Annotated in this window: 13 protein-coding genes, 2 tRNA genes and 2 pseudogenes; 5 read left to right on the top strand and 12 right to left on the bottom strand. The window is 62.7% G+C overall.

The features are described 5' to 3' along the window. Position 1: 1 nt before the first annotated feature. Positions 2-3,934, bottom strand: a complete 3,933-nt coding sequence (locus tag FV217_RS09700; RefSeq protein ID WP_246682753.1) for an autotransporter domain-containing protein — start codon at positions 3,932-3,934, stop codon at positions 2-4. Positions 3,935-4,526: 592 nt separating this feature from the next. Between FV217_RS09700 and FV217_RS09695 the strand changes: the two genes are divergently transcribed. Then, positions 4,527-4,754, top strand: coding sequence for a hypothetical protein (locus FV217_RS09695; protein WP_147816987.1), 228 nt, complete (start codon positions 4,527-4,529; stop codon positions 4,752-4,754). Between the two features lie 49 nt (positions 4,755-4,803). On the opposite strand, the pseudogene FV217_RS23375 reads toward FV217_RS09695, so the two are convergent. From FV217_RS23375 to FV217_RS09645, 11 genes and pseudogenes are all read right to left on the bottom strand, one after another. Beyond that, a pseudogene (locus tag FV217_RS23375) lies at positions 4,804-4,997 on the bottom strand (hypothetical protein); the annotation flags it as partial. A 180-nt stretch (positions 4,998-5,177) separates the two neighbouring features. Then, a complete protein-coding gene (locus tag FV217_RS09690) occupies positions 5,178-5,603 on the bottom strand; it encodes a hypothetical protein (protein WP_187272505.1) in 426 nt (141 codons plus the stop codon). Positions 5,604-5,710: 107 nt separating this feature from the next. Continuing rightward, complete coding sequence (locus FV217_RS09685) at positions 5,711-7,150, bottom strand: glycosyltransferase (protein ID WP_147816986.1); 1,440 nt, start codon at positions 7,148-7,150, stop codon at positions 5,711-5,713. A 56-nt stretch (positions 7,151-7,206) separates the two neighbouring features. Beyond that, positions 7,207-7,944, bottom strand: a complete 738-nt coding sequence (locus FV217_RS09680) for a class I SAM-dependent methyltransferase (protein WP_147816985.1) — start codon at positions 7,942-7,944, stop codon at positions 7,207-7,209. Positions 7,945-8,018: 74 nt separating this feature from the next. Next, on the bottom strand, positions 8,019-9,230 hold the full coding sequence (locus tag FV217_RS09675; RefSeq protein WP_187272504.1) for a glycosyltransferase: 1,212 nt from the start codon (positions 9,228-9,230) through the stop codon (positions 8,019-8,021). Between the two features lie 19 nt (positions 9,231-9,249). Beyond that, positions 9,250-10,836, bottom strand: a complete 1,587-nt coding sequence (locus FV217_RS09670; protein ID WP_147816983.1) for a glycosyltransferase family 1 protein — start codon at positions 10,834-10,836, stop codon at positions 9,250-9,252. Positions 10,837-10,897: 61 nt separating this feature from the next. Further along, entirely contained in the window at positions 10,898-11,998 is a 1,101-nt protein-coding gene (locus tag FV217_RS09665) for a glycosyltransferase (protein ID WP_187272503.1), read from the bottom strand. Next, complete coding sequence (locus FV217_RS09660) at positions 11,991-12,479, bottom strand: hypothetical protein (RefSeq protein ID WP_147816981.1); 489 nt, start codon at positions 12,477-12,479, stop codon at positions 11,991-11,993. Before FV217_RS09660 ends, FV217_RS09665 begins: the two co-directional genes overlap by 8 nt. A gap of 336 nt (positions 12,480-12,815) precedes the next feature. Then, positions 12,816-12,891, bottom strand: a tRNA-Phe gene (locus tag FV217_RS09655). Between the two features lie 80 nt (positions 12,892-12,971). Beyond that, a complete protein-coding gene (gene yacG / locus FV217_RS09650; RefSeq protein WP_147816980.1) occupies positions 12,972-13,175 on the bottom strand; it encodes a DNA gyrase inhibitor YacG in 204 nt (67 codons plus the stop codon). Continuing rightward, positions 13,172-13,879: a Maf-like protein gene (locus FV217_RS09645; protein ID WP_147816979.1), complete on the bottom strand. Its 708-nt coding sequence runs from the start codon at positions 13,877-13,879 to the stop codon at positions 13,172-13,174. The genes yacG and FV217_RS09645 overlap by 4 nt, the downstream gene beginning before the upstream one ends. A 188-nt stretch (positions 13,880-14,067) precedes the next feature. Here FV217_RS09645 and FV217_RS09640 point away from each other — a divergent pair. From FV217_RS09640 to FV217_RS09625, 4 genes and pseudogenes are all read left to right on the top strand, one after another. Next, a tRNA-Gly gene (locus tag FV217_RS09640) sits at positions 14,068-14,141 on the top strand. Between the two features lie 251 nt (positions 14,142-14,392). Continuing rightward, on the top strand, positions 14,393-17,053 hold the full coding sequence (gene aceE / locus FV217_RS09635; protein ID WP_147816978.1) for a pyruvate dehydrogenase (acetyl-transferring), homodimeric type: 2,661 nt from the start codon (positions 14,393-14,395) through the stop codon (positions 17,051-17,053). 22 nt (positions 17,054-17,075) lie between these two features. Then, a pseudogene (gene aceF / locus FV217_RS09630) lies at positions 17,076-18,446 on the top strand (dihydrolipoyllysine-residue acetyltransferase); the annotation flags it as partial. A 49-nt stretch (positions 18,447-18,495) separates the two neighbouring features. Beyond that, positions 18,496-18,819: biotin/lipoyl-containing protein (locus FV217_RS09625; RefSeq protein WP_147816976.1), on the top strand; the 324-nt coding region annotated here is incomplete at its 3' end.

The following is an 18,819-nucleotide window of genomic DNA, read 5'->3' as shown; positions in this document are numbered from 1 at the left end:
CTCAGAAGGCGTAGCGAACGCCGGCCCGGCCTGCCTGGATCGTGTCGCTGGAGGCGAGTTCGGCGTCGTAGTTCACGAAGCCGGTCCAGCCGGGAGCCAGCTGCGTGCCGATGCCGACGCCGACGAGCGCCCGGTCGCGGTTGAGGCGGCGGCCGTCGACCGTGAACGGCACGGTCGGAGCCAGGACGAAGCTCGACTGGATCGTCCGGCCGATGTCGGCGAAGTCGTGGACGTAGGCCGCCCGGATCGCCAGCGTCACCGCCCGTCCGCCGAGATCCACCGTGGATTCAAGGCGGCCGCCGACCAGCGTGCGGGCCGAGAGGAAGTCCTGGGCCGCGACGTTCAGGTTGAACAGGCCGCCGGTTCCCTCGGTCACCCGGTCCTGACTGAAGGTCGAGACCTGGGCGCCGACGAACGGCGTGAGGATCAGGCCCGGGGTGTAGGCGTAGCGGTAGCCGGCCTCGGCGGAGGACAGGAACTGGTCGCCGCCGATGGAGCCGCTGGCTCCGCCCGGCTGCAGGACCTGCAATCCGGCGAGCGAGCGGTTGAGCCGGCCGTCGGCGTGGGCGTAGCCCACGGTGGCGATGGCGTAGGCCGGGCCGTTCGTGATGCCGCCGTAGACGGCGACCTGGGCGTTGTCGGTATGCGCCCGCTCACCGGTCCGGTTCACCGACACGTCGACCGAACCGTAGCCCGCCGAGATGCCGAGCACGGTGCCGGCGCCCGGATGGAAGTCGATGCCGCCGGCGAAGCCCGCGATCGTCTCGTGGCGGCCGGCCGCGTTGGCGGTCGAGTCCACGGTGCCGACCTGGCCGTAGCCCGTGGCCCAGATTCCGTAGCCGCGGGTCGCCTCGATGAAGCGCGGCTCCGGCACCGGCCCGCGGGTCGGCAGGTCGGCGGCGTAGACCGCCGGGGGCAGGGTGAAGCCGGTCGGGCCGGCCTCGAAGAGGGCGGAGTACGCCCGGCCCATCACCGCGTCAGTGAAGGCGCGGCCGGCCCGGAGCTGCGGATCGGCGACGGAGGTGTAGCCCTGGCCTGCGACCCGGTCGAGAATACCCGCCAGCGCCTGGTTGCTCTGGTTGTCGAGGAAGGTCAGCGCCGCCGGGTTGGCCGCGAGCAGCGCATCGACGCCGGTGGCGGCGTTACGCTGGTTTTGGGTCTGCGCCACGCCGGTGAAGCTCTGCTGGGCGAGCGTCACGTAGGCGTTGTTGGCGTCTGTCGAGGCGACCGGCCGCAGCAGGAACGGCAGGTTGCTGGCCGTGGCCGAGGTGAAGGTGCCGGCCACGCCGGAATTGGCGGTCAGCACCGTGTAGCGGCTGTTGGCCGTGTAGGTGCCCGGAGCGGTGTTGAGCGCGACGGCGCCGGACAGGTTGGCGAAACCGGTGACCTGGAGCTTCGAGGAGGCGCCGGCCGGGTTCACGTTGACCGCGAGGGCTCCGGTCGACGACTGTGCGTAGTTCCCCGCGACCGTCAGGACGCCGTAGGGCGACGCCGCGGTGCCGGGGGCGACGATGCCGGCGTTGCCGAGGTTGCCGTTGATGCGGCCGACGCCGCCGAGCGTGCCGGCCACGCCAACGGCGGTGTTGGCGTTGAGCGTCGAGTCGACCTCGAGACGACCGCCCGACACGGTGGCACCGCCCGAGAAGCTCTGCGTCGAGCCGGAAGCCAGCGTCCAGGAGCCGTCCGCCTGGGACAGGGTCGTGAAGCCGGCGACGTTGCTCGTCAGCGTGCCGGTACCGGTCAGGACGAGGGCGTTGGTGCCGAGGCCCTGCGCGGTGATGTTGCCGCCGATCGACGAACCGGTGCCGAGGGTGAGGCGGTTCACGGTGCCGGCTGCGGCCCCGGCGGCTGCGACATCGAGGAAGTTCAGGCCGCCGCCGATGCGACCGGTATTGGTGACGGTCTGGTTGCCGTTGCCGAAGAGCAGGCTGCCGTTGATGGTGCCGGCATTGGTGAGCGTCCCGGAACGACGGTTGGCGGCGGTCACGACGCTCGCGGCGGTCTGGTTGTTGACGTCGGTGATGCGCACGTCACCGGTGATCACGCCGCCTGCGCGGTTGGTGAGCGTGCTGACGCCGCGGCCGTTGGTGGCGACGGCGACGCCGCCCGCCGGCGACGTGATCGTGCCCGCGTTGTCGATGGTGTAGTTCTGCGCCTGGCCGGCGATGGCGCGGGCGCCCGTACCCGTGGCGACGATCTGGCCGCCGGCCCGGTTGGTGACCGTGTAGGCGAGGGTGTCGTCATCGGCATCCACGGCCGAGACGGCTTGGGCGCTGCCGGTCGCGATCGCGGTAGCGCTGCGCGTCGCCGAGATCGTACCGCTGTTGACGACGCTCATCGAGGTGATGTTCTCGCCCGCATAGACGGCTTGGGCACGTGCGGCCCCGTTCTCCGTGATGGCGATGGTGCCGTTGTTGACGACCGAGACGTTGGCGTAGGCGGCCGGATCGGCGGCGCTGCTGATCACGGTGCGGAGGCGGCCGGCGGTCGTGGCCGCGGCCGTATCGGACTGCGTGATGGTGCCGTTGTTGACCAGCGTCGTGTTCGAATTCGACAGGTTCACCGTCTTGTTCGCGATCGTGTTGTTGACCGTGAGCTGAGCGCCGGAACCCGTCACCTGGATCAGGCCGCCGACGGTCTGGGTCGTACCGGCGCCGAGCGTCAGGTTGCCGCCTGCCACGGTGAGGTTCCCGGAGATCATCTGCGTGGCGTTGTTGCCGATCGTCCAGGCACCGGCGGTCTGGGTGATGTTGGTGAAACCGGTGACGTTGCTGGTCAGCGTGCCGGTGCCGGAAAGGTTGAGGTTGTTGGTACCGAGCCCGCGCGCGGTGATGTTGCCGCCGATGCTCGACCCTGTGCCGAGGTTGACCGTGTTGACGGTGCCGGCGATTGCGCCGGCGGTGGCCACGTCGAGGAATGAGATATTGCCCGAGATTCGGCCGGTGTTGGTGATGGTCTGGTTGCCGTTGCCGAAGCTCAGGTTGCCGTTGATGGTGCCGGCATTGGTCACCGTGCCGGAGCGGCGCAGGTTGACCACGGTGGCGCCCACCTGCAGGTCTTGATCGAAGTTGCGCACGTCGCCGTTGATGACGCCGGTTGCGGTGTTGGTGACCACCGTATTGTAGGCGCGCAGCGTGGTCGCGTCGCCGGCATTGCCCGCATTCAGCGCGAAGGTGGCGATCGCCGCCTCGCCGGCGGTGGTGTTGCCGATCGTGCCGCTGTTGTTGATCTCGTACTGGGCGGCACGGCCGCTGATCGCGCGGGTGTTGGTGCCGGCGGCGGTGATGCGCCCGGCCGCGGCGTTGTTGACCACGAGCCGGTCGGTGTCGTCGTCGGAATCGACGCCGGCGACGACGGTGGTGCTGGCCGTTGCGGTCGTGCCGCGCGTCGCCGAGAGCAGCCCGGTGTTGTTGATCGTGAACAGCGTCGTGTTCTCGCCCGAATAGATGCCGCGGGCGATGCCGTTGCCGTTCTGGGTCACACTGATCGTGCCGCTGTTGTTCATCGTCGTGCTCGCGTATTGCGCGCCGCCCGGCGCGCTCGAATACGCGCCGTAGACGCGGGTCGTCGTATTGCCGGCCGGTGCCGTCAGAGTGATCGTACCGGTGTTGTTGAGCGTCGACAGGTCGCCCGCCAGGTTCACACCGAAGTTGTCGCGGTTCAGCGGCGTGGTGTTGGCGATCGTGCCGGCATTGTTGACCGTGCTCGTGCCATTGACCCGAACGTTGGTGAAGCTCGGGTTGGCTCCGGCGCTGGTCTGCTGCGATCCGACGGTGGCGCCCGTCTGGATGTTCACGGTCAGCCTGGTGACGCCCGCAGGAGCGACGAAGCCGGTCGGCGTGGCGTCCGTGCAGGTCACGGTCTGGCCGTTCGCGGGAATGGCAGGCGCGCATGCGGCATGGGCCCCTGCGACGGCGACGGCCCAGACGGGCACGCTCAACAGCAGAGACCTGCGCAGAGATACTGCAAACCTGTTAGGATTCACGACACTTCCCCCGACGTTGATTGATTATTTCGAGTCACGCCCGGCGGCAATGTACGCACGGAGGTCGCTCGCTGCCTGAAGCTTAAGCATGCAGTCGTATTTTATTCCAGGGACCTATTGAGTTTTGCATAAGAGGATTCGTCGAGGTTGCAAAAATGAAACAACGGCACCGGCTTTTTGAAGAATAGCAAAAGTATTCGGGAGGTATAAGAAAGTTACTCTGGAAAATAGGAAGATAAAAACGGGATATTTAGGCAATCCTACGCGGGGGCGCGGAGGTCGCACGATCGGCATCCGGGCCGGGCACGGCGGCTGCAGCCCTCCCCTGCCCGCGATGACAGAAACCGGCTCGCCCGATTCTCGCCTCAACAAAACGCGGTTCCGCTCAGGATTCGTCAACCAAATGCCTTCTATGGATCGGCATAGCTGAGCGACTGCACAGACGACGTGGAGACGACAACGCTTTCCAAACGGATCGGATGATCGATCACCGATCGGCAGAGCCGGTCGTCACTCTATTTCGTCGCTCAAGGTGTTCCTCGTGAGTTTCATCGTTACCGCGCGCCATACCGCCCGCGACGTCAGCTTCCAGCGCGGCTCGATGCTTGCAGCGCTGGAGCAGGCCCTGACCCTCGTCAGCTCCGGCATGGAGGGCGTCCTCATCCGAGACAGCAGCGGCCGCAGCCACACCCCGGCCGAATTCAGCCGCGCTCTCCTCGATGCCCGCACGGGCAAAGAGACGGCACGGCCGATCTCGCGCGCGGCCTGAGCCTGCGCCGGTTTTTCCCGCACCGCCGTCCGGACCGTTCGGCTGCCCGCTACAGGTGGCCAGAGCTTGGTAGCGCGTCGCGCTTGGCGGGAGACATGCTGCCCCACGGTTCGGGCAGGGGCCTGGCGTTGAATCCGTCGACCCATGCGGGGGTAGCGAACGCGACGGTCATGGCGCTCCGCTCGGCGCTGCGGCGATGAATCACCTCGGCCTTGTAAGAGACCCGTTGATCGTCTCGGCAAGCACGGCACCGCCGAGCATGGGCTCGGCCGTCCCGCTCTGTGACAACATCAACAGGCGCTGGACAGCCTCGGACCATGGCCCCGTCGTTGCCCACGCTCGTGATGACGCGGGCGGCAGACGCCGGCCGTCAACGAGGGTGCCGAAGACGCCGGTTCCGGTGAGGGAGCGCCTCGGCTCCCATCAGAGAAGCCGCGTGGGCTCATGGCGGTGGTGATCCGCGCTCGGCGCTGCACTCGCCTGCGTCGCCTCCACAGGGGGGGGCGGTGCCTCGGGTTCCTGAGAGGTGGGCGCGAGCGCGGGCGCAGCGTATGCACCCACGCGTCCCTCGGCCAAGCCGTGGTCCAGGTAATGGACGAGCGGGTTGACATTGGCAGCCTGGACGTCGGGGTTCAGCGCGAGATAGCGCTGCCCGTTGAAGCCCATGCTCGGCTCCCGCCCCTCGCGCCACCCATGCTCCAGATAATGCGCGAGCGGATCGGCCCCGCTCGCGGCGACGTCGGGGTTGTGGGCGAGGTAGAAGTCGGCGTCGAAACCGGGCATTCCGACGGGCTGAACCTGAACAAGGGGCGCCTCTTTCCGGCGGCCAGTCAAGCGGGCGAAAATCATGCCGAGTTTCCTAATGCAGAAGGCGGGCATTTTCAACTACACCCCGGCGTCAAATCGAGATGAAAAGAAATACGTCGGATCGCCTTAGATTTAATATCTAAAAAATTTCAATTCAAGACAATGGAAGAAAACGGACGTATAAATACATACGGTAACAAATTTGCATCAGATCTAAATTCCAATCTCAGTGGAGTATCGTCAGAAAAAATATTTACAGTGAAAGTAATCCAAGATTCGACGCCGCGGTTGATTTGGGATCGGAATGAGGTGTTGCTTGAAAGAGCTGAGCCTACAATGAGTTTGAGTTCCATATTGAAAGCAACATCACCATCGTCTTGCCGAAGAATGCCGACTTCATATACACCTGCAACTAGACGAAATTCGCCTGTTGATCTTTGAGAAAAATCTTGATTATCAACGAGTGAGTGCACTTTGTTTAAATCAACCAACAGCCCATATTCGTTTTTATAATCCAGCGCAGATTTGAGCTCAGCTATCGGGTCCCACCACATCTTATTAGATAAAATATTCCAGATTTCTTTTTTAGATGAAAACTCATTTGTGAATAGATCTGTATCTGGAAGATACGACACGAACCGCGAATGCCCCCCTAAAAGACTTATTATAAAATTCTGCATTTGTAGATTTTGAAAATCATTATTAATCTTACTTCTGATAAGTTTAGCGCAACCGCTCTGAAGGTGACGACGCCACGCTTGATCGACTATAAATCGCTCAAATTTATCTTTAAACTCGTCGTCAGAATCAAAAAATATACAGCTCTCGTCATCAATTAGCCAATTTATGTAAGTCTGATACTTTATAAATGGCCTATAAACAAATACAGGGCGTCCGCACGCAAGACTTTCGATGACTGAGTAACCATAGCCTTCGTTCGGTTTAATAGATAGAGTCGCAGATGCATCGTTCAGCAACTGACGTACCGCTATAGGTGGAAGCCATTCATAGTTTTCTAATACCCCTTCAGGTTGCGTTTCTACTAAACGCCTGAACATATCCGGTAGCGGTGCAGGTCTCTGATCGAGGCTGTTGCAAAACATTCGAATTAAAATGGTTTCTGGTTCGGTTTTAGGAGGAGACCAAAAATCAAAATCGACCCAAGGCCAATAATGAATCGAAGGAATCCCAAAACTTTGAGCTCGAACATAAGATGGATAATCAACAGCAATCAGTGCATCGAAATATCGAAAATCGTGGGGTATTGAAAAACCTTGCGTATATCCGCATAGTAACACAGGTTTGATTTCTTTCATACGATTCGCATGATTCCGCATTACTTCTTGACAGAATGGATGAGTGCAAATCAGCATATCGGGCGGAGATCCAAAGTATTCCGCCTCTTCTATGACTTCAAGCTCGATCCCCATATCGGCCAAAGCCGTCGGCTCGACATTGAAATTCCCATAATGCAAATGTTTTTGAAGGGTCTTACCTGGGACCTGAATACGGATATCCATGCCACGAGTTGCCAGAGCAACACTTTGGAGGGCGCCAAAATGAGTTGTCAGAAAGAAAACATATTTCATGTTGGGCCGCTCGATTTTATCAAAAAAATGATGTGATCGCACTTTTATATAGCAGATTATGCTTTTGATAAAACTTGATGTCCTGCAATATTTACATATTTCCACATACCATCGTGTATTTCAGATCCGATACGTTGTTCTACAAGCGCGCGAAATTTGTTAGAAATATTTCCATGTTCAGAGAAAGTCGTCAAGAACAACTTATTTTGAAAAAATAGAAACGGAACCAATCGTCTATTGTTATTATTCATGAAAGTAAAATAGCCTTCTGTTACTTCCGGCCAATGTGGACCGAAGAAATCATCAAGTATCGCGACGCCGCCGGCAGATAGTACATTTTGAGCTACCGATAGGTCATTGATGACATGCGTACGCGTGTGTCCTCCATCGATTGAAAATAAACGTACATTGTTTGGAAAATATTTCTTCAGATTTAGAGGGGTAATATTGAGACTATCTTCTGATTTAACAATAAAACTTTCACTTATTCCTGGATAATATTTTTCTATTGCAGCGGTGAATATTTCAAGTGAGCCTTGTCCAGATTTATCAAGATTTAAATCTTGCCGATCGAAAAGGTCGAATGCGCGGATAGTTTCATGATCCTGTCGAACTGCAGCTAAAAGCATAAGAAAGAGACCATGATGAACACCGATCTCGGCTATGTCGCCTACAACGCCAAGATCGCGCTGTATCTCATCGATTAAATCAATGATCATAGGCTGCCTATCTCCAACCCACCCCTGAAGTTGATGGCGAATTTCATCCAAGTAAATCTGAATCTCAATCCGCATTGTCTACTCCGTTCGACTGGATGGCCTCGGATATATGATGTATCATTCGGCGAGCTATAAATAATTTACTGTATTTATTTTGGGAATGATAATGGTTCAGAACTCAAAAATCTTTCGAATCTTATTGCGATGCTTCGCCAATCAAATTCTGCTAGTGCTATTTGTCTCGCTGTCGCGGAAACATTAACGCCAGCATCAGTTTTTCTGGTAAGATTTTCTAGAGCAGTAGCCAGTTCTTGAGCATCTTCGGCAAACAAACACCAGTTATCATGCGAAACACCTCGCCGACCGAATTCGTTGGCGAGGATAGGCACGCCTGCCCCCATGTAATCGAACATTTTAAGATTGGTGCCGGCTCCGGCAAAAATGAGATGTAGAGCAAAATCGGCCGTAGATAGCAAAACGTCGCGCACCTCCGAATCCACGAAGCCCAGCCAACGCTCTTGAAAACCGACGTCGGGCCAGCAGTCGCGATCGGCTTCCGCAATTGATCCCACTAAGAGCATTGTTCCACGAAACTCTGCGGCATGCAGCATTTCGCGTCCTCGTTTATAAGATTCTACGTTAGCTGCGTAAGAGCTCCCAAGAAAGATCCCGACCAACCCGCTCTTGATTCCAAGCGACGCTCGGACCTCGTTGCTTTCTTCGAGGCCAAGCAGGTTTGAAGGGCGAATATTTGCTCCGTTAGGAACTGTAGTTATCGGTTTAGTATGGAGGCCATATAGTTCATAGAGGCGTATCTTGTCGTCTTCGCTAACTGTCGTGACAAGATCCGCCTGCCTTGCGGCAAAATCTTCTCCATATTTTACTGCTTCAAGAAGCTCTCGAGTCAATGATGTATCTCTGCTGGATCGAAAATAGTTAGATTTAATGTCAAGCTCGACATTGTGCCCCTCATAGACGCGGGTCACGCGACTTGAAGCTATGGGGAAAGCAACTTTGGCTAAATAGGGATGCGATGCCACCAAAACGTCGCACTGGCTCACCTTTTCAGAAAGTCGCCTCAAAAATGAGGGTGAAAAACTATAATCAGTCAGACACAGCACATCGTGCAGCCAGAGCCCGGTGCGGTTTTGCATATAGTGGAAGTGCCGGGCGTCACCATAGCTCGCCGGTGGGACAATTACCTCCACGTGGTCGGCCAACCGATAGCGGCGTTCGCCGGCGAGGTTCCGGAAATCGTAGGCGAGGATCGTGATCTCGTGTTCCGTGGAGAAATTGCACCACAGATTCACGTAACGATTCTGGCCGCCGTCGCGCGGCGGCCAGACGTCGAAGGTCGACAACACGAGGATCCGCATCGCCTTATCGTCCGCCGACGACGTCGAGGAACCGGCGCGCCGTCGTGTCCCAACTGAATTGTTGCCGTTGCGAAAGGCCGCTTGCGGCCAGACGGTCACGCAGCACGCCGTTCGTCATCAAAGTGTAGAGACCGCGAACGAGGCTTTCGACCGAGGTCGGGTCGACCAGCAGCGCGGCCTCGCCAGCGATTTCGGGCATGCTCGACCGGTCGGAGGTCATCACCGGGCAGCCACAGGCCATGGCCTCGAGGACGGGTAGCCCGAAACCCTCGTAGAGGCTCGGATAGGCCGTGAACAGGGCTCCGGAATAGAGTGCCGCCAGGTCCTCGTTCGGCACGCCAGTTAGCACGTGGACCCGCCTTGCCAGCCCGAGACGCGCGATCTGCTGCATCAGCCCGTCCGTGCCCCATCCGGGCTTGCCGATCAGGACGAGGTCACAGGCCGGAGCTTCACCTGTCACCAGGGCCGAGAAAGCTTCGACGAGCCGCGCATGGTTCTTGCGCGGCTCCAGCGTGCCGACCGTCAGGATGTAGGGCCGCTGCTCCAGGCCGTAGCGACGGCGGGCGTCTACGATCTCTTTGCCGGGTCTGCGGGCGAAGGCCGGGTCGATGTCGATCATCATGGCGGTGACGCGGTCGGCTGTGACGTGCGTCGTGCGGACCAAGTCCTGCCGACTCGTCTCCGAGATGCTGAAGACATGGTCGGCATTTTCGAAAACGGCGACGTTGTTCGCGAAGTTCTGGCGCGCATCCGCGAAGAAGAACTCCGGAAACAAGACAGGGATCATATCGTACAAGATCGCATAACCCGGCAAGCGTTCGAAGCGTACCGGTAGGAAGTGGTTGGCCACGTAGGCGCTGACGCCCTGGCGCATGAGTTCGTGTTCCAGCTCGGCGGTCGCGGTTCTCAGCGTGAACCGTGCGGCCCGGGCGGCGACCCGGGCGAGGCTCGCATCGAACAGGCCATCGGCCAGCCGGTAGGTCATGGTCGATCCGATGCCGACCGTGACCTCGATATCGCCGTCGCCTGGCGGAAAAAGGTCCGTCGGCAGCTCGGCCGCGCCATCCGTCCAGCGCGCCAAGCCTTCCAGACCATGGACACCCCGCCTGAGCCAGGGGTGGTCGAGCCCGATGCAGGCGAGCTGTGCCCCAGCCTGGATCGCGATGCGGTCGATCAGCACGCCCAGGCGTCGCTCGTCGCCCTGTCCGCGGGTCATTGAGGGCTTGTCGGCTCGGCTCAGAATACGAAAGGAGCGCACCGGAGCGGGACCCTCGTAGACGACCTTGCCATCGACGATGGGGGCCGGGGTGACGAGACCGTCCACCTCGAAGCGAATGTTCGGCTCGTCCGTGGTGAGGGCTCGCTGCGACCGCCCATAGGCGGGCCCGACCTCTCCATGGACGATGTCTGGCCTGACCGAGAGACGATCCAGCAGTTCCTCTCGCACCGGGCCGAGGCGCGGGTCGGCAACGAGGACGAAACCGATGTCGGGCCGCGCCTGTACCACGGCATTCATCAGCCCGACCGCGACGTTGAAGATGCCGGCTGCAATTCCCTGCTGGAAGGCACCGCCGTCCATGGCGAGCTTCATGCCTGGGCCTCGGGGCGCTGCGGCTCGATATCTGCCTGGGACATGGGGAGACCTGCCTGCATCAGAAGGCTGCCGATACGTTGCGGATCGTTTCCGTCCAGCGCCGTGCGACCCGGGAGGGCCTGAAATCGGCCGCACGCCGCGCCTGCCCGGCCACGACCCGCGAACGTAGGTCGCGGTCCGTCGTGATCATATGCAGGATACCCGCCGCGAAGGCTGGATCCGGAGCGCTCATCAGGAAGCCCGCCCCGCCCATGGTCTCTCCGATCGCGCCCGCATCGGCCGCGATCACCGGGCAACCGGACGCAAAGGCCTCGACCAGCGGCACCATGAATCCCTCGTGGTCCGACATCGATACGAACGCGTCGGCGGCGGCGTAGAGCGTGCGGAGGCGAAGCGGCTCGGCATTGGTATGGAGCTGGAGGCTCTGCTCGATCCCGGCATCGGCTGCATGCTTCATCAAGGCGGCGAAGTATGCCCCGTCCCACACCTTGCCGACGAGATGGAGGCAGACCGTCGGCGCGAAGCCGTTCTTGAACGCGCCGACCATCGTCATCACGCGTTCGATGCGCTTGTTGGGGACGAAGCGGCCGACGAACAGGACGTTGACGTCGGCGCGCTCGCGGACCGAGAGCAGCAACTCGGGATCGATCCGTTCGCTGCGGAAGCTCGACGCGTCGAACAGGATCGGGATCGTCTTCACGTTGCGGTAGCCGCTCGCGGTCAATTCCTGGCAGTTGTAGTCGGAATCGCCTACTGCGGCGTCGAACAGGGACGACATGCGCGCGAGCTGTTCGCGCCCCCGGTCGCAGCCGTCGCCGAGCCAGCCGAGCCCGACTTCGTGAAAGAAGTGCCCGGGTGTGATGTTGTGGTAGACGATGATGCGGCGGAGCGGCAATTGCGCCAGCTTCTCGGCCGTGTCGTCCAGGAAGGAGAAGTGGATCAGCAGGACGTCGTCCTCACCGAAGGTCTGGCCCATCCGGCCGTTCAGGATCGCCGAGGCCGGCAGGACGCCCGGGGCTGCCGATTTGAGATGTGCGTCGGCACAGGCCACGAAGCTCGCCACGCCCTGCGCGATAAGCGATTCATGCAGCAGGGTGATCGACGTTCCGATGGCATCGCCGGTCACGACCGACGAGTGATACTGGATGACTTTAGCCACGCTGGACAGCGACCGCCGGATGATCGGCGCTTTTCGCCGAGTCGTTCGAAGCGCGCAGAAAAAGCAGCGCATCGACCCGTTCCAGGGCCTCCTCGATCCGAGCCGCAGCCGTTTCGGCGAAGGCGGAGGCCGAGAGGTCGAGTTCGTCGCGGTGCTGTTGAGCCGAGCGATCGAGTCCCTCGTCACGGTCCTGCAATCCCTGAACCTCACCCTCAAGACGCGCGACGCGCGATTCCAGGCGCTCGACCGTCGTGAGCACGGCGTTCAGCGTTTTGGACCAGTCCCGGCCAATCGTCTCCATCCGCTTCTCGAGTTCGAGAAGTCGAAGTAGCCGGCCATCCTCTGAGAAATGATCGGTCCCTTCTGTCGTCTCGCGCGATTTAACGCCGTCTGCCGTCGCCCGCGTACTGCGTTCGACGAGCCTGCGAGCCAGCTGCGAGAGGGAGGTCTTCTCAGTGGGATTCAGATCTATGGTGTCCATCCGGAACCCTAGTTGCGATCACCGTCGGGGGGAGCACTAGCCCACGAACGGTCGATCCGCCAAGTCTCCCCTAGCGGAAAGAACATTCGCTCTCACCCAGGGTCCACTCGAACCCCACGCTTGCCAGGCTGATCACCCGCCATGGCGAGACCCGTGAGCAGCGGTGCGATTGCGACGCCATCGTGACGTCCCGCTTCACCACCGCGGCGGGCGACGGCACCAAGCGCCCGATCAATCTGAAAGCAGTCGGAACCGCCATGATCTCACTTCTGCCGGAGGCAGAAAAGTCGAACAATCTGGCCACGCAGTCGATGGATATACTGATTAGAAAAACTATGGTGCCCAGGGACGGAATCGAACCGCCGACACTGCGATTTTCAGTCGCATGCTCTACCAACTGAGCTACCTGGGCGAGCGGCGGAGCGGCTGAGGCCCCGCGGCTGGAGCGGCGGTATAGTCAAGCGTCGGAGCGGTGTCTAGCGCCTCCGTGGCTCAATGTGAGCCGTCGGCGTCAGGCCCCTCCTCCGGCTCGTCTTCGGGGCCGGGAATGATGTAGCGGTCCCCGAGCCAGCGGCCGAGATCGACGTCCGCGCAGCGCTGCGAGCAGAACGGCGCGAAGGCCTCCTGCGCGGGCTTGCGGCAGATCGGGCACGGCGCGGCGGCCTTGCGTTTCCCGGAGCCGGTCGCGCCCGTCATGCCGGGGCTCCCCAGCCGCGGCGGACCGGAAAGCCCTCGCCTTCGAGGAGGCTCATGGTCTCGTAGAGCGGCAGGCCAACGACGGCGCTGTGGGAGCCAACGAGCTTGATCACGAAGGCGCCGGCGAGCCCCTGGATGGCGTAGCCGCCGGCCTTGCCGCGCCATTCGCCCGAGCCGAGATAGCCCTCGATCTCGCGGGACGAGAGCCGCTTGAAGCGCACCCGCGCCTCGACCAGGCGCTCGCGCTGGCGGTCCTTCGGCGAGAGGATGCAGACGGCGGTGTAGACCCGGTGCGGGCGCCCCGAGAGCAGCCGGAGGCAGTCGGCCGCCTCGTCGAGGCGCTCAGCCTTGGGCAGCACCCGACGCCCGACGGCAACCACCGTATCGGCAGCGATCAGATAGGCGTCGCGCAGGGTGTCGTTGCGCCGGGCCGCGTCGCGCGCGACTTCGAGCTTGGCCCGGGCGAGGCGGCGGGCGAGTTCGCGCGGCGATTCCGACTTGCGCGGCGTCTCGTCGACGTCGGCCGGCAGCAGCGCATCCGGCTCGATGCCGATCTGCTGCAGCAGCGCGAGGCGGCGCGGCGAGGCCGAGGCGAGCACGAGCTTCGGGACGGCGATTCCGCCCGCGGCTCCCGGCCTCGCGCCCCTCGCGGCATCCGTGGCGGCGGCTGGCTCGGTGGCGGATTGCGTCGTCACGGCGCTCATTCGGGGGTTCGCAGAAGGGGATGGAGGCCCGGCGCCGGAGGGGCCGGGGCGGCGCGGACGCTAGCGGAAACGGGTTGGCATGGAAACGCCGCAACGCCCTCGCGCTCCGTGGACAATCGAAACGGCTCTGCTATGGTTCGCGCCTGCATGAGCCGATGCAGGCGGCCTCCCCCCGGCGGGAGCCCGGCGCGGGCGTAGTTCAGTGGTAGAACGTCAGCTTCCCAAGCTGAATATACGGGTTCGATTCCCGTCGCCCGCTCCAAACGATGGTATTGAGGCAGATCTGTCGCGGGCCGCTCCCAGGATTCGGTGCGGCAGCCCGATGTCTTCACTTTGATGTTCGGTCGTGTTCTCGCGGTAACCAGAATTCGAGCGATCCAGGGTTGCGGATCTGTTCGGGCGCACGTGGAAATTCTACAATCCATCGTGTTGGCGGGTCTCGCATTTCTCCAGTCGCTGCCCTAATCTTTCTCGTAACCCGCTCGTTCGAAGGGGGTGCCAGGGAGAAAACCGATGGAGCGCAGTCGCGACCTTGATCCGGTCGAGACCCGGGAGTGGCTCGATTCGCTGGACGGCGTGCTGGATGTCGAAGGGCCGGACCGGGCGCACTTCCTCATCGGGCAGGTGGTCGAGGAGGCGCGCAAGCGCGGCGCACCGGTCCCGTTCTCGGCGAACACCGCGTATCTCAATACGATTCCCGTCGACAAGCAGGACCCGCATCCCGGCGACCGGGCGATCGAGCACCGCATCCGCTCGGCGATCCGCTGGAACGCCATCGCGATCATCCTGCGGGCGAACAAGGACTCGTCGGAGCTCGGCGGCCACATCGCGAGCTTCCAGTCCTCGGCGACGCTCTACGACACCGGCTTCATGCATTTCTGGCACGGCGACTCGCCCGAGCGCGGCGGCGACCTGATCTACGTGCAGGGCCATTCCTCGCCCGGCATCTATGCCCGCGCCTTCCTCGAAGGCCGGCTGACCGAGGAGCAGCTTCTCAACTATCGCCAGGAGGTCGACGGCAAGGGGATCTCGTCCTATCCGCATCCCTGGCTGATGCCGGATTTCTGGCAGTTCCCCACCGTCTCGATGGGCCTCGGCCCGCTGATGGCGATCTATCAGGCGCGCTACCTGCGCTACCTGCACCATCGCGGCCACGCCAACACCGACGGCCGTAAGGTGTGGGCCTTCATGGGCGACGGCGAGATGGACGAGCCGGAGAGCCTCGGCGCTATCTCCATGGCCGCGCGCGAAAAACTCGACAACCTCGTCTTCGTCATCAACTGCAACCTGCAGCGCCTCGACGGGCCGGTGCGCGGCAACGGCAAGATCGTCCAGGAGCTCGAGGCCGATTTCCGCGGCGCCGGCTGGAACGTCATCAAGTGCCTGTGGGGCTCGGGCTGGGACGCGCTGCTGGCGCGCGACACCACCGGCATGCTGGCGCGGCTGATGGAGGAATGCGTCGACGGCGAGTACCAGGACTTCAAGTCGAAGAACGGCGCCTACATCCGCGAGCACTTCTTCGGAAAATATCCCGAGACCGCGGCGCTGGTGGCCGACTGGAACGACGACGACATCTTCCGCCTCACCCGCGGCGGCCACGACCCGTCCAAGGTGTTCGCGGCCTATTCGGCGGCCTCGAAGCACAAGGGCCAGCCGACGCTGATCCTCGCCAAGACCGTCAAGGGCTACGGCATGGGCGAGTCGGGCGAAGGCCAGAACATCACCCACCAGCAGAAGAAGATGGGCGAGGCGGTGCTGCGGCAGTTCCGCGACCGCTTCCAGATCGATCTCACCGACGCGCAGATCACCGAGATGCCGTTCATCCGCTTCCCCGAAGGGAGCCCGGAGATGAACTATCTCAAGGCCCGGCGCGCGGCCCTCGGTGGGCCGCTGCCGGCGCGGCGGCGCAAGTCGATCGACCTGAAGATCCCGCCGCTCTCGGCCTTCAGCGCGCAGCTCAAGGAGACGGCGGGTCGCGAGATCTCGACCACCATGGCCTTCGTGCGGGTGCTCAACACGCTGCTGCGCGACAAGAACATCGGCAACCGCATCGTGCCGATCGTGCCCGACGAGAGCCGTACCTTCGGCATGGAGGGCATGTTCCGCCAGTTCGGCATCTTCAGCCAGGTCGGCCAACTCTATCGGCCGGAGGATGCCAACCAGCTGATGTACTACAAGGAGGACGAGAAGGGTCAGATGCTCCAAGAGGGCATCAACGAGCCCGGCGCCATGTCCTCGTGGATCGCGGCGGCGACCTCGTACTCGACCTCAAATGCGCCGACGATCCCGTTCTACATCTACTACTCGATGTTCGGCTTCCAGCGGGTCGGCGACCTCGCCTGGGCGGCGGGCGACAGTCGGGCGCGCGGCTTCCTGATCGGCGGCACCGCCGGGCGCACCACGCTGAACGGCGAAGGGCTGCAGCACGAGGACGGGCACAGCCACCTGTTCTCGGCGACGATCCCGAACTGCGTCTCCTACGACCCGACCTTCTCGTACGAGGTCGCGGTGATCGTGCAGGACGGCCTCAGGCGGATGTTCGCCGAGCAGGAGGACGTCTTCTACTACATCACCGTGATGAACGAGAACTACGAGCACCCCGGCATGCCGGAGGGGGCCGAGGCCGGCATCCTCAAGGGGATGTACCTGTTCCGCGAAGGCACGGGGAAGACGGGCGGGCCGCGCGTCCAACTGCTCGGCAGCGGCACCATCCTGCGCGAGGTGATCGCGGCCGCGGAAATCCTGGAGGCGGAGCACGGCGTCGCCGCCGACATCTGGAGCTGCCCGAGCTTTACCGAGCTGCGGCGCGACGCCATGGCCGTGGAGCGCTGGAACCTGCTCCACCCCACCGAGACGCCGAAGACGTCTCACGTCGAGACCTGTCTCGAAGGCCGCAACGGGCCGGTGATCGCCTCCACCGACTACATGCGGCTCTTCGCCGACCAGATTCGGCCCTACGTGCCCGGACGCTACCGCGTGCTCGGCACCGACGGCTTCGGCCGCTCGGATTACCGGGTGAAGCTGCGCGACTTCTTCGAGGTGGACCGGCGCTGGGTCACGGTGGCGGCGCTACATAGCCTCGCCGCCGAAGGGACGATCCCGATGACCAAGGTGGCCGAGGCCATCGCGAAATACGGGATCGACCCCGAAAAGCCCGGTCCCTGGACCGTGTGACGTCCGCTCCGTCGCCTCGGCGGGCCGCCGGGGCGATCCTCTCGATCGCGCTCAGACATCAGACCAGGGCCCGGCAGAGGCCCGTCGGCTAGGGAGATTGCAAGTGGGTATCGAGGTCAAGATTCCCGACATCGGCGATTTCGCGGACATCCCGGTCATCGAGATCTTCGTGAAGGAAGGCGACACGATCGGGCCGGACGACCCGCTGGTGTCGCTCGAATCCGACAAGGCGACGATGGATGTGCCTTCGCCTCAAGGAGGCGTAGTCGAGAAGATCCTGATCAAGATCGGCGACAAGGTCAGCGAGGGCGCCCCGATCCTGATGCTCAAGGGCGAGGCCGCGACGGCCAAGGGTCCGGCCTCCGCTGCCGCCGACACCGCCGCGGTCGCCGTCAAGCAGGAGGAGCCGGTCCCCACGGCGTCGGCGCCGCCCTCGGGTCCGGTCGCCCAGCCCTCGGCTTCGGGTGCGCCCGACTTCTCGAACGTCCACGCGAGCCCCGCCGTGCGGCGCATCGCCCGCGAGATGGGCGTCGACCTCAACGCGGTGAAGGGCACAGGCGAGAAGGGCCGCATCACCAAGGACGACGTGAAGGGCAGCCTGACCCGCTCGGCCCCGGCTGCGGCCGGCGGCGGCGCGGTCATGGCGTCGGGCGGCATGGGGATTCCCGAGATCCCGGCGGTCGACTTCTCGAAGTTCGGTCCGATCGAGATCAAGCCGCTGGCGCGGATCAAGAAGATCTCCGGCCCGCACCTGCACCGGGCCTGGCTCAACGTGCCGCTCGTCACCCATCAGGACGAGTCGGACATCACCGACACCGACACATACCGCAAGGAGCTCGACACCGCCGGCAAGGAGAAGGGGTATCGCGTGACGCTGCTGTCCTTCCTGATCAAGGCGGCGGTCTCGGCTCTGCGCCAGCACCCCGAGTTCAACGCATCGCTGAGCCCGGAAAAGGACGCGCTGATCCTCAAGCGCTACTACAATATCGGCGTCGCCGTGGACACGCCGGACGGCCTCGTGGTGCCGGTGGTGAAGGATGCCGACCGCAAGGGGCTGGTCGAGATCAGCCGCGATCTCGGCGACCTCTCGAAGAAAGCCCGCGACGGCAAGCTCGGCGCGTCCGACATGCAGGGGGCGACCTTCACCATCTCGAGCTTAGGGGGCATCGGCGGCACCGCCTTCACGCCGCTGGTCAACGCGCCCGAGGTCGCCATCCTCGGCGTCGTGCGCTCGAAGATGGCCCCGGTCTGGGACGGAGCTGAGTTCAAGGCCCGGCTGATGCTGCCGCTCTCGCTGTCCTACGACCACCGCGTCATCGACGGGGCGCTCGCCGCGCGCTTCTCCCGCCACCTCTGCCACACCCTGGAGGACGTCCGCCGCCTCGTCGTCTGACGGGTGGTTCGAACGACAACCGGATGCGGATAAGGCGTGAGGTGAGGCCATGAGCAACGACGTCAAACTGCCCGATATCGGCGACTTCAAGAATATCCCGGTGATCGAGGTGAGCGTCAGCCCCGGCGATCAGATCTCGGTCGACGACGTGCTGATCGTGCTGGAATCCGACAAGGCGACCATGGACATCCCGTCCCCGGTCGCCGGCACGGTGGCCGAGGTGAAGGTGAAGCCCGGCGACACCGTCACCCAGGGCGACGTGATTCTGGTGATGGCCGAGACCGCCGGAAGCGGGGCGGCCAAGCCTGCGGCTGCCGCCGCGCCTCCGGCCGCCGGCAGCCACGGTGCCGGCGAGGGACAGGCCGGCTACGGC

This window comes from Methylobacterium sp. WL9 (assembly GCF_008040035.1).
GTDB lineage: Bacteria > Pseudomonadota > Alphaproteobacteria > Rhizobiales > Beijerinckiaceae > Methylobacterium > Methylobacterium thuringiense.
Note: the sequence above shows the minus strand (reverse complement) of the source record. Positions and strands in the feature narration are given on the sequence as shown.